This window comes from Klebsiella africana, from assembly GCF_020526085.1.
Lineage (GTDB): Bacteria > Pseudomonadota > Gammaproteobacteria > Enterobacterales > Enterobacteriaceae > Klebsiella > Klebsiella africana.
Genome location: NZ_CP084874.1, coordinates 1,039,585 through 1,053,614, shown reverse-complemented (window position 1 = coordinate 1,053,614; position 14,030 = coordinate 1,039,585). Strand labels below are relative to the sequence as shown.

The following is a 14,030-nucleotide window of genomic DNA, read 5'->3' as shown; positions in this document are numbered from 1 at the left end:
CAATATCTTGCTTACCGGGCGGCGCCCGGCCAGGACACTGAAAAATGTGTCCACCCTACGCCTAAAGTTAGGCAAAAAAAACCTGGAATAATCCGGGTCTCAGGCCAGCTCCCCCTTCACCAGGGGAACAAAGCGAACGGCCTCGACGGTATCAATGATAAATTCGTTGCCCCGGCGACGGATCCGTTTGAGAAACTGATGCTCTTCACCGACCGGCAGCACCAGCACGCCGTCATCATCCAGCTGTGCCAGCAGCGCGGTCGGTATTTCCGGCGGCGCCGCCGTCACAATAATGGCATCAAACGGCGCCCGCGCCTGCCAACCCTGCCACCCATCACCATGACGGGTTGAAACATTATGTAAATCAAGTTGTTTCAGGCGACGACGCGCCTGCCACTGTAAACTCTTAATTCGCTCTACCGAGCAAACGTGATGCACCAGGTGCGCCAGGATCGCCGTCTGGTAGCCGGAACCGGTGCCGATCTCCAGTACGCGCGATTCCGGCGTCAGCGTCAGCAGCTCGGTCATTCGCGCCACCATATACGGCTGGGAGATGGTCTGCCCCTGGCCAATCGGCAGCGCGGTATTTTCCCACGCTTTATGTTCAAAGGCTTCATCAACAAATTTTTCGCGCGGGACCAGCGCGATCGCCTCGAGGACACGCTCATCGACGATGCCCTGCGTGCGCAGTTGATTCAACAAACTTTCAACACGTTTACTTACCATTGCCCGTCAACCCCGACACGTTCCAACCAATCGCTGACCACCTCATGCGCCTGATGGGCGGTTAAATCGACGTGCAATGGCGTCACGGAAACATAGCCTTCATCCACTGCCGCAAAATCGGTACCCGGCCCGGCATCACGCTTATCGCCCGGCGGGCCAATCCAGTACAGGGTGTTGCCGCGCGGATCTTTTTGCGGGATCACCTGGTCGGCCGGGTGACGGTTGCCGCAGCGGGTCACGCGGATGCCTTTGATCTGCTCAAGAGGCAGGTCCGGGACATTGACGTTGAGGATCCGCCCGGTACGCAGCGGTTCGCGGCTGAGGCCGCGCAGGAGAGTGCAGGTCACCGCCGCCGCGGTGTCATAGTGTTGGTAGCCGTTGAGCGACACGGCCAGCGCGGGGAACCCAAGATGACGCCCCTCCATCGCCGCGGCCACGGTACCGGAATAGATGACGTCATCGCCCAGGTTGGGGCCGGCATTAATCCCGGAAACCACGATATCCGGACGCGGGCGCATCAGTGCGTTCACGCCGAGGTAGACACAGTCCGTCGGCGTCCCCATTTGGACTGCGATGTCGCCATTTTCATAGGTAAACGTACGCAGGGATGATTCCAGCGTCAGCGAATTTGAGGCCCCGCTGCGGTTACGATCGGGTGCAACCACCTGGACCTCAGCAAACTCCCTTAAGGCCTTCGCCAGGGTCTGTATCCCCGGCGCATGGATCCCGTCATCGTTACTCAGCAATATTCGCATAGTCACCCGTTGTATTGATAAGCTCCCTGACCACGCTGGTGGCGAAGCTGCCCGCCGGCAGCCAGAAACGCAGTTCAACGGTTACGTCATCCCACCAGTTCCAGCTAAGCTGCTGTGGATAGAGAAGCATCGCCCGGCGCGCCGCCTCGACTTTCTCCCGTACCAGCAGCGCCTGCAACGCGGTTTCCTCGGCGATAGCGGCCTGCTCGAAAGCCAGCGCGTCGCGCTGGCTTCCCCAGTCGCCGCTGCCCGGCAGCGCAGCCGTGATCATCAGTTCGCGGTTGTGCACCCGCGCCTGCGAAACCTCGCGTTCTTCCGGTGTGACGACAAACCAGCTCCCGCGCCCCGCTAATTGTAGCGCATCGCCATCAACAACCTGATTAAATTCCGTTTTTTTTAATCTAATACTGACTTGCTGATTAAACAACGCGCTGCGGGCCGCCGACAACCAAAAACTGCGCTTATTGCGATCGCGCACTGGCGCGCCGCTCTCCGCCCAGCGCTGCGCGCCCTGCAGGTTGCTACCGCCAATGCCGAAGCGCTGCGCGCCGAAATAGTTCGGCACGCCCCGTTCAGCGATGGCCTGCAGACGCGTCTCCACGTCCTGACGATCGCTGATCTCACGCAGGATCACGGTAAACTGGTTGCCTTTCAGCGCACCTAAACGCAGCTTACGCTTATGACGGGCATATTCCAGTACCTGGCAGCCCTCGAGCTGAAATTTGCTCAGGTCCGGCATCTCTTTGCCGGGCACCCGGGCGCACAGCCACTGCTCGGTGACCGCGTGCTTATCTTTCTGCCCGGCGAAGCTCACTTCACGGGCGTGGATCTTGAGGAATTTCGCCAGCGCGTCGGCGACAAAGCGCGTGTTGCAACCATTTTTCAGGATCCGCACCAGCACATGTTCGCCTTCGCCGTCCGGGGCGAAGCCCAGATCTTCCACCACCAGAAAATCTTCCGGATTGGCTTTCAGCAGCCCGCTGCTCTGCGGCTTGCCGTGCAGCCAGGTTAGTTGGTCAAAGGCGATCATTTGTCGGCCTTACGCAGCAGCGCGACCGCTTCGCAGGCGATCCCTTCCCCACGGCCGGTGAAGCCCAGCTTCTCGGTGGTGGTCGCTTTCACGTTAACGTCATCCATATGGCAGCCGAGATCTTCAGCGATAAAGACGCGCATCTGCGGAATATGCGGCAGCATCTTTGGCGCCTGGGCGATAATGGTGACATCGACGTTGCCGAGCGTATAGCCTTTGGCCTGAATGCGGCGCCATGCTTCGCGCAGCAGTTCGCGGCTATCTGCGCCTTTAAACGCCGGATCGGTATCGGGGAACAGCTTGCCGATATCGCCCAGCGCCGCGGCGCCCAGCAGCGCGTCGGTCAGCGCATGCAGGGCAACGTCGCCGTCGGAGTGGGCCAGCAGCCCTTTTTCATAAGGAATGCGTACCCCGCCAATAATGATTGGGCCTTCACCGCCAAAAGCGTGTACGTCAAAACCATGTCCAATTCGCATTAAGCTTTCTCCTGGTGTCGGGAACGGGTGAGGTAAAATTCAGCCAGCGCCAGGTCTTCCGGGCGCGTCACTTTAATATTATCCGCGCGACCGGCAACCAGCTGCGGATGGAAGCCGCAGTACTCCAGAGCCGAGGCTTCATCGGTGATGGTCGCCCCCTCGTTTAGCGCGCGAGTGAGGCAATCCACCAGCAGCTCACGAGGGAAAAATTGTGGAGTGAGCGCATGCCACAGGTCATTGCGGTCGACGGTATGGGCGATGGCGGTTTTACCCGGCTCGGCGCGCTTCATGGTGTCGCGCACCGGCGCCGCGAGGATCCCGCCGACGCGGCTGGTTTCGCAGAGCGACAGCAGGCGGCTGAGGTCGTCCTGATGCAGGCAGGGGCGCGCGGCATCATGCACCAGCACCCACTGCGCCTCCGGTAACGCCTGCAGACCGGCGAGTACCGAATCGGCGCGCTCGGCGCCGCCATCCACCACGGTAATTTGCGGGTGCTGCGCCAGCGGCAGCTGACTGAAGCGCCGATCGCCGGGGCTGACGGCAATCACCACCCGCTGGACGCGCGCATCCGCCAGCAGCGCGGCGACCGCGTGTTCGAGAATCGTTTTGTTACCGATTGAGAGATATTGTTTCGGGCATTCCGTTTGCATGCGGCGGCCAAAACCGGCTGCCGGCACCACGGCGCAAACGCCCGGAAAAGTGGCTGCCATGTTGTAATCCTGGGCCTGGTTATCGATTGTTCTGCTGTTGCCCCGATGCCTGATTGCGTTTAGACGCATCCGGTACCAGACGATAGAAGGTTTCGCCCGGGCGGGTCATGCTGAGTTCATTGCGCGCACGCTCCTCAATCGCTTCCTGCCCGCCGTTGAGGTCGTCAATTTCGGCAAACAGTTGATCGTTGCGTGCTTTTAATTTGGCGTTAGTCGCCTGCTGGGCGGTGACGTCGTCGTTAACCCGCGTGTAGTCGTGCAGGCCGTTTTTACCGAACCACAGCGAATACTGTAGCCAGACCAGCAAAGCTAATAATAGCAGCGTTAGTTTACCCATCCTGCCCCCTGAAAAACGGCATCATCATCCCAAAACTCGCCCGGGTACGCTACCGGGGCGCGCGGACGATGCCGCGTAACGCGGGGACTGTACCATATTTTTGCTGCCGATACCCATGCTTGATTCATACCAGAAACGGGTTATCCCAACAGCCAGAGGAAGAGTAGCGCAAACATCAGCCCAACGGTCAGGATGGTCGCGCTGACGCTATAGAGTAGTTTGCCATTGAGCAGAGAGTGCAGCGCAATACCAACCACTACCGCCACCGGCATCAACGCGAGGAAGAATGGCCAGGTGTAAAGAAGGAAGAAGAGTGTATTACTGCCATAGAGAAGGAAGGGAATACCCAGCGCCAGCAGCCACGAAATAAAGCCCACGGCAGCGCCCGACAAAGACCAGGTGGTCTCATCGCCGATCGCCGGAGGCGGTTCTGAACGAATAATACTGAGGTTCTGGGTATTGCGCATATCGAATCCTGTAGACCGGGCAACCGGCACCCCTCGATGCCGCTGCCGTTTCAGGATCTGATAATATCGCTCTGTTGCAGCAGGTCTAATAGTTGGTGCACCAAATTTGTTACCAATTGTTCACCATCCAGATGAATTTCCGCCTTTTCCGGTGCCTCATAGACCGAGTCTATGCCGGTGAAATTGCGTAATTCCCCTGCCCGCGCTTTCTTATATAATCCTTTCGGATCCCGCGCCTCGCAGATGGCCAGCGGGGTGTCGACGAACACTTCAATAAAGCGTCCTTCACCGAGGCGCTCGCGCACCATCTGCCGTTCCGCACGGTGCGGAGATATAAATGCCGTCAATACCACCAGCCCGGCATCGACCATCAGCCTGGCCACTTCGCCGACGCGGCGAATGTTCTCTTTGCGATCCTCATCGCTGAATCCCAGGTCGCTGCACAGGCCATGGCGCACGTTATCGCCGTCCAGCAGATAGGTGCTGACGCCGCGCTCATGCAGGGCCTCCTCCAGCGCCCCGGCGACGGTGGATTTACCCGACCCCGAAAGGCCGGTAAACCACAGCACCACGCCACGATGGCCGTGATGCTGCTCCCGCTGCTGCTGGGTCACAGGATGGGCATGCCAGACGACGTTTTCGTCATGCTGGGCCATTATTTGCCTCCCAGCAGATCGCGGGCGTCCCAGTGCGGGAAGTGTTTGCGGATCAGCTGGTTCAGCTCCAGCTCAAAGGCGCTGTATTGCGAACCTGCGGCCAGGGTCTGCAGGTGCGGCTCGTTGACCATCCCGGCGCCCACGGTAACGTTGGTCAGGCGATCGATAAAGATAAGCCCGCCGGTCACCGGGTTTTGCTGATACGGATCCAGCACTAAAGGTTCGTCAAAGGTCAGCTCCACCAGCCCGATGCCGTTCAGCGGCAGAGACTCGACTTCACGCTGGGTCAGGTTGTTAATATCGACCTGGTAGCGGATAGCGTCGACGCGAGCGCGGGTCTTCTTGCCGGCGATTTTAATGTCGTAGCTCTGGCCCGGGGTCAGCGGCTGCTCGGCCATCCACACCACGTCGATGCTGGCGCTTTGCACCGCCGGCAGCGAGGCTTGCGCGTCAACCAGCAGGTCGCCGCGACTGATGTCGATTTCATCTTTCAGCACAAGGGTAATGGCTTCGCCGGCGGCGGCTTCCGGCAGGTCGCCGTCGAAGGTGACGATACGCGCCACGCTCGATTCGACGCCCGACGGCAGCACTTTCAGACGCTGGCCAACGGTAACCGTACCGGAGGCGACCGTGCCGGAGAAACCGCGGAAATCGAGGTTCGGACGGTTAACATACTGCACCGGGAAGCGCAGCGGTTGGCTCTCGACTACCCGCTGGATCTCCACGGTTTCGAGGACTTCCAGCAGCGTCGGGCCACTGTACCACGGCATGTTCGCGCTCTGGCTGGCGACATTATCGCCTTCCAGCGCCGACAACGGCACAAAGCGGATATCAAGGTTGCCCGGCAGCTGCTCGGCAAAGGTCAGATAATCTTCCCGGATCTCGTTGAAACGCGCTTCGCTAAACTCGACGAGATCCATTTTGTTGACCGCCACGACCAGGTGTTTAATGCCCAGCAGCGTAGAGATAAAGCTGTGACGGCGGGTCTGGTCGAGTACGCCTTTGCGCGCATCGATCAGCAAGATCGCCAGATCGCAGGTGGACGCCCCAGTGGCCATATTACGTGTGTACTGCTCGTGCCCCGGGGTGTCGGCGATGATAAATTTGCGTTTTTCGGTCGAGAAGTAGCGATAGGCGACATCGATGGTGATGCCCTGCTCGCGCTCGGCCTGCAGGCCGTCCACCAGCAGCGCCAGGTCCAGCTTTTCGCCCTGGGTGCCGTGACGCTTGCTGTCGTTGTGCAGCGAAGAGAGCTGATCCTCATAGATCTGACGCGTATCATGCAGCAGGCGGCCAATTAAGGTGCTTTTGCCGTCATCGACGCTGCCGCAGGTCAAAAAACGCAGCAGGCTCTTGTGCTGTTGCGCGTGCAGGTAAGCTTCTACGCCGCCTTCGTTGGCAATTTGTTGGGCAATTGTGGTGTTCATGGCGGCTCCTTAGAAATACCCCTGACGTTTCTTCAGCTCCATCGAGCCGGCCTGGTCGCGGTCAATGACGCGCCCCTGACGTTCGCTGGTGGTCGATACCAGCATCTCTTCAATAATTTCCGGCAGCGTCTGCGCTTCAGACTCCACCGCGCCGGTCAGCGGCCAGCAGCCGAGGGTACGGAAACGCACCATCCGTTTTTCAATCACTTCGCCCGGCTGCAGATCGATACGGTCGTCATCGATCATCATCAGCATGCCATCGCGCTCCAGCACCGGACGCTCAGCGGCCAGATACAGCGGCACGATTTCAATATTTTCCAGATAGATGTACTGCCAGATATCCAGCTCGGTCCAGTTGGAGAGCGGGAAGACGCGGATGCTTTCGCCTTTGTTAATCTGGCCGTTGTAGTTGTGCCACAGCTCCGGACGCTGGTTTTTCGGGTCCCAGCGGTGGAAGCGGTCGCGGAAGGAGTAGATGCGCTCTTTCGCGCGGGATTTCTCTTCGTCGCGACGCGCGCCGCCGAACGCGGCGTCAAAGCCGTATTTGTTCAGCGCCTGCTTCAGGCCTTCGGTTTTCATGATATCGGTATGCTTGGCGCTGCCGTGAACGAACGGGTTGATGCCCATCGCCACCCCTTCCGGGTTTTTATGCACCAGCAGCTCACAGCCGTAGGCTTTGGCGGTACGGTCGCGGAACTCGTACATCTCACGGAATTTCCAGCCGGTATCGACGTGCAGCAGCGGGAACGGCAGGGTTCCCGGATAAAACGCTTTGCGCGCCAGATGCAGCATTACGCTGGAATCTTTCCCGATGGAGTACATCATCACCGGGTTAGAAAATTCGGCGGCCACCTCACGAATAATATGGATGCTTTCCGCCTCCAGTTGCCGCAGGTGAGTGAGTCGTTTTTGGTCCATAACCGTTCCTTAAGCCAGATTGACCACCGAAGCGTTAAACCCCTCGGCGGATGATGTATGTTGAAACCAGGCGAGCTGCTGATGCAGTTGCACCACTTCGCCTACCACCAGCAGGGCAGGCATGGGGGCGTCTTTCGCCAGGTGTTCGAGTTGTTGCAATGTGCCGGTTATCGTCTGCTGATCGTCACGAGTGCCGCGGGAAATCACCGCCACCGGCGTGTTGCTGTCGCGGCCGTGGGCGATCAACTGCGCGCTGATTTCCGCCGCCTTCATGGTGCCCATGTAGATCGCCAGCGTTTGTTGGCTCTTCGCCAGCAGCGACCAGTCGAAGGGGGCGCTGTCCGGCTTATAGTGCCCGGTGACAAAGACGGCGCTTTGCGCATAATCGCGATGGGTCAGCGGAATACCGGCGTAGGCCGTCGCCCCGGCGGCAGCGGTGACGCCCGGCACCACCTGGAACGGGATCCCCGCCTCGGCGGCAGCCTGTAGCTCTTCTGCGCCGCGGCCAAAAATAAACGGATCGCCGCCCTTCAGACGCACGACGGTTTTCCCCGCCTTCGCCGCCTCCACCAGCAGCTGATTGGTTTCATGCTGCGGCACCGAATGCTCACCGGCGCGTTTGCCGACGCAAATAAGTTCGGCATCGCGGCGCACCAGCTCGAGAACCGGCTGAGTCACCAGATGGTCGTGGAAAACCACGTCCGCCTGCTGGATCGCCTGCAGACCGCGAAGGGTCAGCAGCCCGGCATCGCCCGGCCCGGCGCCGACCAGAATAATCTCTCCTGTCTCACGTTCGGGCTTATCCAGCTCATCCTGCAGCGCCTTTTCCGCCTCCGCATGATTGCCCGCCACCATCAGGCTGGCGAAGCGGCCGGTAAAGACGCGCTCCCAGAAGCGGCGACGCGCTTCGGTGGTCGTCAGGCGGGTTTTCAGATGGTTGCGCCAGTAGCTCGCCGATTCCGCCAGCCGTCCGAGGTTCGTCGGCAGCAGCGCTTCGATTTTTTCGCGCAGTATGCGCGACAGCACCGGCGCTTTACCGCTGGAGGAGATAGCCACCAGCAGCGGCGAACGGTCGACGATAGAAGGGAAAACAAACGAGCACAGCGCCTGGTTATCCACCACGTTGACCAGCCGGTAGCGCGCATTAGCCGCCGCAAACACCCGCTGGTTAAGCGCCTCATCCTCCGTGGCGGCAATCACCAGAAAGACATCATCCACCAGCGAGTCGCTAAATTCCGTCGCTCGCCAGCTGAGCGCCTGGCGCGCCGCCAGGTCGGCCAGCGCCGGAGACAGCGTCCCGGCAACCACCTGCACCTGCGCCTGGGCGCGCAGCAGGAACTTAATCTTGCGCTCCGCAATCTCGTCGCCGCCGATCACCAGCACGGGCCTTTGTTTCAGTTCGGCAAAAAGGGGCAAGTAATCCACGGTGCAACAACTCTCTTACAATCAGCGATAATGCGACTATAGGGTGCGCCTTAGAGCAAATGAAATTACGAAATGGAATGAGTTGTGACGCAAAGGAATAACGCAGCGAAAATACAAATATCAAAAAGTGCTTAACGCGCTATTTTTCCGCTATTTAAGAGCGATTGAAATTGTTTAACCGCGGTCACAGTTTCATACTGTAGCCGTCAAATTGTCTCGTTCGTGTAAGGACCCGTTATGTTTTCCGCGTTGTGCCGCCGCCTGCTTCCGCTGGCGCTCGGCACCGGTTTTGTTTTCGCCGCCGCCCCCGCATTCAGCGCGCTGGGCGATACCGCCAGTAGCCAGGCCCGCCATATCGCCACCGTCTTTCCGGGAAGAATGACCGGAACGCCGCCGGAAATGCTCTCAGCTGACTATCTGCGTCAGCAGTTCGCCCTGATGGGTTATCAGAGCGACGTACGAAGCTTCAATACCCGCTACATCTATACCGATAGCAATCAGCGTAAGAACTGGCATAACGCCACCGGCAGTACGGTGATCGCCGCCCATGAAGGCAAGGTGCGCCAGCAGATTATTATCATGGCTCACCTCGACACCTATGCGCCGCAGAGTGATAAAGACGTGGAGAACAACCTCGGCGGTCTGACGCTGCAGGGCATCGATGACAACGCGATGGGGCTCGGCGTATTGCTGGAGCTGGCGGAGCATTTAAAGAACGTCCCTACCCGCTATGGCATCCGCTTTATCGCCACCAGCGGTGAAGAGGAAGGCCGTCTCGGCGCGCAAAACCTGCTGCAGCGGATGAGCGAAGCGGAAAAGAAAAATACCCTGCTGGTGATCAATCTCGATAATCTGGTGGTGGGCGATAAGCTTTACTTCAACAGCGGCCGCCGCACGCCGGCCTCGGTGCGCAAGCTGACCCGCGATCGCGCGCTGGCTATCGCTCGCAGCAAGGGCATCGCCGCCTACACCAACCCGGGACTCAATCCGGCTTATCCGAAAGGCACCAGCTGCTGCAATGACGCCAGCGTCTTCGACAACGCCGGGATCCCGGTGCTGTCGGTCGAGGCGACTAACTGGTCACTCGGCAAAAAAGATGGCTATCAACAGCGGCAGAAATCCCGCGCCTTCCCGGACGGTAACAGCTGGCACAACGTGCAGCTTGATAATCAGCAGTATCTCGACAACGCGCTGCCGGGGCGCATCGAACACCGCGGACGCGAGGTAGTAAAAGTGATGCTGCCGCTGGTGAAAGAGCTGGCGAAGGTGGAGAAGCCATCGTCATTAAAATAATCGGCTAGTCAACATCGGCAACAAGGACTGTCGCCATGATCAATTTACGCTGTTCAGGCATTTTTTTTCTGCTGCTGGCTGTCAGCGCGGGCGCCCTCGCCGACAGCCAGGTCTATATCTGGCAGCGGGTCTGGAATGACCAGCATAAGACCGCGCTACAGCAAAGCCAGGCGCTGTTTTCCACTTTGCGCGTTCTGGGGATCCAGTTTCATCCTCAGGAAGGCGTCCGCCTGGCCCGCGTTAACACTTCATTATTACAGCAGGATGGCCGCCCGGTGTGGCTGGTCGTCCGCCTCGATGGCAGCCTGACGCAGCTTGATGCCGCCACAATACTGCCGCCGATCCAGCGCCTGGTGGCCCACTGGCGCGCGGCGGGCGTTAATCTCAGCGCCATTGAAATCGATTATGATGCTCCCACTTCGCGGCTCTCCGATTATCAACGTCTCCTGATGACCTTGCGCCAGGCGCTGCCTTCAGACATCACGCTCAGCATCACGGCGCTCCCGACCTGGCTCACCTCCCCCGGACTGCGTCCTCTGTTGAAAGCGGTAGATAGCTCCGTATTGCAACTTCATAGCGTGCAATCCCCGGGAACCGGCTTGTTCGACCCGACACTGGCCCGGCGCTGGAGCAGGCAATATGCGCTTATCGCTCCTCATCCTTTTTACCTTGCGCTCCCGGCCTATGGTTCCGCGCTCATCTCTGCCCCGGGACAGCCCGCCAGCGTTGAAAGCGAGTCACCGCTGTGGATTGCGGCTGAAAAACAAGAACTGAGCGTTTCACCGCAGCAAATCGACACGTTTATTCGCAAACTGGAACAACAGCCGCCGCATCATTTTTCAGGTATCGTCTGGTTTCGTCTGCCTCTGGATAACGATACCCGCGTCTGGTCGCTCAGCACGCTGTCGGCCGTCATCCGCCATCAGCCGTTAACCTCCCGCTGGCAGTGGCTGGTGCTTCCCGATAAGGCCAGCGCCAGCGTAGAGTCCACGCTCTACGAACTGGCGATTAAAAACACAGGCAATATTGACTCCCCACTCCCGGCGAAAATTACGCTAACCACGGAAGATTGTCTGGCCGCCGACGGCGCCGGAAGCTACCGCTTTAGCGAACAAACGTTTTCCCTCACCGCCCCTGCGCTGTTGCGCGCCGGGCGGACGCAAGCCATTGGTTGGGCAAGATGCTCAACGCCACCACAAGGAAAGTTTCATGTTAACCCGTAAATTACCTCTGGCCGCCTTCCTGACGGCGACGTTTGTTGCTGCCAGCAGCCACGCCTGTGGGCCGTTTTTCCCCAACTACTTGTTAGCAGATCGCCAGGCCAATCTGCTGTACCTGCCGGAGGGGAGCTTTGCTTTAGAGAGCAGCCGCCTGGTGCCTGCCGACCCACGACTTCCACAATGGCGTGATACTTCTGCCGACAAGCCTACCTCTCCCACGGCCGAGGAGACGCTGCTGAAGACGATCCGGGCCAGCGGTTCGTTAGCCGCCGCGGAAAAAATGGCCGCCGATCTTCCGACCGCCAGCCGCCTGTACGTGCTCGGCGCAGTGGCATTTACTGAACGCGATAGCCGGGCGCGCGACTATTTTCGCCAGCTTTTGGCCTTGCCCGTGGAACAACCGGGCGAGTGGGGGCTTAAGGCGCGTTATTCGCTCGCACGCGATTTGATGCGTGATTATCCGCTTGCTGACAGTCGTTCTTCTCACGGTAGTGAGCAGGAGTTGCGCGAAGCCTTTGACCTCTACCAGCAGATCATTGACGCCGTTCGTGAAGGTCAGCAGGATCCGGAGCTGCTCTCGCTGGCAAGTCTTGGCCAGCAGGGACGTATCAAACACTGGCAAAGCGACCCCATTGCCGCGGCCCACCTTTATGCCCGGCAAGCGGCGCAGGGCTCACCCAGTGGTAGCCTCTCCTTACGCTACACTGTCGACGTCCTCAACCACCCGGAAAACGAACAGTTCCTGCAACCCGGCCTGGACGATCCGGTTATTCAGCAACTGCTGATTGCGAGCTTTTTTACTCGTTCGTCCAATTCCTTGTACGAGCCGGAACCGCGGCCCTTTGATCCTACAGAGATCAAAAATTACCATAATGAGTTAATAGCGAAGCTGGCGCAGAAAGTCGATCGCGATATGCCCGGTAGCGACCGCCTGATCGCCCTCGCCTATCGTAACGGCCAATATCCGCTGGTGACGCTGATGTTGAAAAACGCCAAAGAAAATGGGCTCACCGCCTGGGTAAGGGCCAAAATGGCGCTGCGGGCCGGTGATGTCAACGCGGCAGCGGCATGGTACGCCAAAGCCGCGGCGTCATTCCCGCCAAATGAAACCTGGGGTTTCCAGTCCTATAGTGATGACATTGTCGGCGAGGAGTTTGTTACGCCGGTCTGCCGTATTCACGCCGAGCAGGCGATACTCGCGCTCAACCGCGACGACTATCTGCAGGCAATGCGGCTGATGTATCAGGCGAAAGAAAATTACTGGCCAGATGTGGCGCACATTGCCGAACGAGTGCTCACGGTCAATGAACTCCTTGCTTTCGTGGATAAATATGTCCCGGCACCTTCTCCTTCAGCCCCTACTACGCCGAAAAATGCCGGGCGCGATAGCGCTGACGCCAGGCTACGCAACCTGCTCGCCCGACGCCTGATGCGCACGGGCCAGTATCAAAAAGCGCTGGCCTATTTTGCGCTGAACGCGGATCGAGACGCCGCCCGGGCGTTTATCGATGCCTTGCCGACAACGGGTAACAAAACCGCCCGGGCGCAGGGCTGGTGGCAAGCAGCGCTTATCCTGCGTCATCAGGGAATGGAATTGTCTGGCTATGAGATGGCGCCCGATTTTACGCTGTATGGTGGCGGGTATTCATGGCCCTATTACAACCGGGGGCCTGAAGATGATTCGGCCGTGACATCGTGGATAAGTGATGGCGAACGACAACGCGTTCAGCGATCCCTGCCAAAACAGGACAGTCATTTCTTACACTATCGCTGGCAGGCGGTGACGCTGGCGGAAAAAGCGGCCGACCTGTTGCCATATAAATCACAGGCCTATGCTGCCGTGCTGTGTAATGCAACAGGATGGGTATGGGGGCGGGATGCTCAATTAACCAAACGCCTGTATCAGCGCTATGTTAAATACGGCGCCCCGTTCCCATGGGCCGAAAATTTTGGTCGGGATTGCCCGGAGCCGGATTTTAGCGCGCTCCAGGAGACGGTGAAAAAGCAGTGATATCGGCTAATTAAGGGGGCATTACGCTAAAGAGCGGCAGGTAGTGATACTTATTTTCAGTCGTCTTTCGTCCTCACCATAAGGCTCGATGAAGTTAGTGGCGGGCTTATTCCCGCGAATGCGGGGAACACATCTGCGGCGGGATAGCGCTGCGGGTGATGTTCGGTTTATCCCCGCTGGCGCGGGGAACACATCAGCAGCCAGTACGACAAGCAGCAGGAGCACGGCTTATCCCCGCTGGCGCGGGGAACACAGCCACACGGTGCGGGATTCCAGCTCGGCACTCGGTTTATCCCCGCTGGCGCGGGGAACACCACAATGGGTAATCACCGAATTGGTGATTCTACGGTTTATCCCCGCTGGCGCGTGGAACACATCGCTCGAAAATGCATCATCGGCGGCATATCCGGTTTATCCCCGCTGGCGCGGGGAACACGCGTCCGAAAAGCTGGAAACGCCGGAAAAATCCGGTTTATCCCCGCTGGCGCGGGGAACACTTGTAATGCGAACCCAGCAGGATATTACCAGCCGGTTTATCCCCGCTGGCGCGGGGAACACACCATGCCGGACAACCTCGCC

Annotated in this window: 14 protein-coding genes and 1 CRISPR repeat array (1 of these 15 running past the window's edge); of the genes, 3 read left to right on the top strand and 11 right to left on the bottom strand. The window is 59.1% G+C overall.

All coding sequences use genetic code 11. The annotated features are described in order from the left end of the window. Positions 1 to 99 precede the first annotated feature (99 nt). The 11 genes from LGL98_RS05150 to cysG form a co-directional block, all read right to left on the bottom strand. Positions 100 to 726 (bottom strand): protein-L-isoaspartate(D-aspartate) O-methyltransferase, encoded by a 627-nt coding sequence (locus tag LGL98_RS05150; protein WP_002915108.1) that lies wholly within the window; start codon positions 724 to 726, stop codon positions 100 to 102. Beyond that, positions 720 to 1,481 carry a 5'/3'-nucleotidase SurE gene (gene surE / locus LGL98_RS05145; RefSeq protein ID WP_136033027.1) on the bottom strand — a complete coding sequence of 254 codons (762 nt, stop codon included), beginning with the start codon at positions 1,479 to 1,481 and terminating at the stop codon, positions 720 to 722. Before surE ends, LGL98_RS05150 begins: the two co-directional genes overlap by 7 nt. Then, positions 1,462 to 2,511, bottom strand: a complete 1,050-nt coding sequence (gene truD / locus LGL98_RS05140; RefSeq protein ID WP_136033025.1) for a tRNA pseudouridine(13) synthase TruD — start codon at positions 2,509 to 2,511, stop codon at positions 1,462 to 1,464. The genes surE and truD overlap by 20 nt, the downstream gene beginning before the upstream one ends. Beyond that, positions 2,508 to 2,987 (bottom strand): 2-C-methyl-D-erythritol 2,4-cyclodiphosphate synthase, encoded by a 480-nt coding sequence (gene ispF, locus LGL98_RS05135; RefSeq protein WP_004181093.1) that lies wholly within the window; start codon positions 2,985 to 2,987, stop codon positions 2,508 to 2,510. Before ispF ends, truD begins: the two co-directional genes overlap by 4 nt. Continuing rightward, positions 2,987 to 3,697, bottom strand: coding sequence for a 2-C-methyl-D-erythritol 4-phosphate cytidylyltransferase (gene ispD, locus LGL98_RS05130; RefSeq protein WP_009485534.1), 711 nt, complete (start codon positions 3,695 to 3,697; stop codon positions 2,987 to 2,989). The genes ispF and ispD overlap by 1 nt, the downstream gene beginning before the upstream one ends. A gap of 19 nt (positions 3,698 to 3,716) precedes the next feature. Then, complete coding sequence (ftsB, locus tag LGL98_RS05125) at positions 3,717 to 4,034, bottom strand: cell division protein FtsB (protein WP_002915156.1); 318 nt, start codon at positions 4,032 to 4,034, stop codon at positions 3,717 to 3,719. A gap of 140 nt (positions 4,035 to 4,174) precedes the next feature. Continuing rightward, positions 4,175 to 4,501, bottom strand: a complete 327-nt coding sequence (locus tag LGL98_RS05120; protein ID WP_002915157.1) for a DUF3561 family protein — start codon at positions 4,499 to 4,501, stop codon at positions 4,175 to 4,177. 50 nt (positions 4,502 to 4,551) lie between these two features. Continuing rightward, the gene (cysC, locus tag LGL98_RS05115; RefSeq protein ID WP_002915158.1) at positions 4,552 to 5,157 is read right to left on the bottom strand and encodes an adenylyl-sulfate kinase; all 606 of its coding nucleotides are present in this window, start codon (positions 5,155 to 5,157) and stop codon (positions 4,552 to 4,554) included. Continuing rightward, a complete protein-coding gene (gene cysN, locus LGL98_RS05110; RefSeq protein ID WP_136033024.1) occupies positions 5,157 to 6,584 on the bottom strand; it encodes a sulfate adenylyltransferase subunit CysN in 1,428 nt (475 codons plus the stop codon). Before cysN ends, cysC begins: the two co-directional genes overlap by 1 nt. A gap of 9 nt (positions 6,585 to 6,593) precedes the next feature. Further along, positions 6,594 to 7,502 (bottom strand): sulfate adenylyltransferase subunit CysD, encoded by a 909-nt coding sequence (gene cysD, locus LGL98_RS05105; protein ID WP_002915160.1) that lies wholly within the window; start codon positions 7,500 to 7,502, stop codon positions 6,594 to 6,596. A gap of 9 nt (positions 7,503 to 7,511) precedes the next feature. Beyond that, positions 7,512 to 8,918 (bottom strand): siroheme synthase CysG, encoded by a 1,407-nt coding sequence (gene cysG, locus LGL98_RS05100; protein WP_168435355.1) that lies wholly within the window; start codon positions 8,916 to 8,918, stop codon positions 7,512 to 7,514. 246 nt (positions 8,919 to 9,164) lie between these two features. Here cysG and LGL98_RS05095 point away from each other — a divergent pair, with 246 nt between their 5' ends. The 3 genes from LGL98_RS05095 to LGL98_RS05085 are packed head-to-tail and all read left to right on the top strand — an operon-like array spanning position 9,165 to position 13,451. Beyond that, positions 9,165 to 10,220, top strand: a complete 1,056-nt coding sequence (locus LGL98_RS05095) for an aminopeptidase (RefSeq protein WP_136033020.1) — start codon at positions 9,165 to 9,167, stop codon at positions 10,218 to 10,220. A 35-nt stretch (positions 10,221 to 10,255) separates the two neighbouring features. Beyond that, positions 10,256 to 11,443, top strand: a complete 1,188-nt coding sequence (locus tag LGL98_RS05090) for a DUF3142 domain-containing protein (RefSeq protein ID WP_136033018.1) — start codon at positions 10,256 to 10,258, stop codon at positions 11,441 to 11,443. Continuing rightward, on the top strand, positions 11,430 to 13,451 hold the full coding sequence (locus LGL98_RS05085) for a BTB/POZ domain-containing protein (protein WP_136033016.1): 2,022 nt from the start codon (positions 11,430 to 11,432) through the stop codon (positions 13,449 to 13,451). The genes LGL98_RS05090 and LGL98_RS05085 overlap by 14 nt, the downstream gene beginning before the upstream one ends. A gap of 163 nt (positions 13,452 to 13,614) precedes the next feature. Then, a CRISPR array of direct repeats spans positions 13,615 to 14,030; the repeat unit is 29 nt; unit sequence CGGTTTATCCCCGCTGGCGCGGGGAACAC; it runs 1,260 nt beyond the window's last position.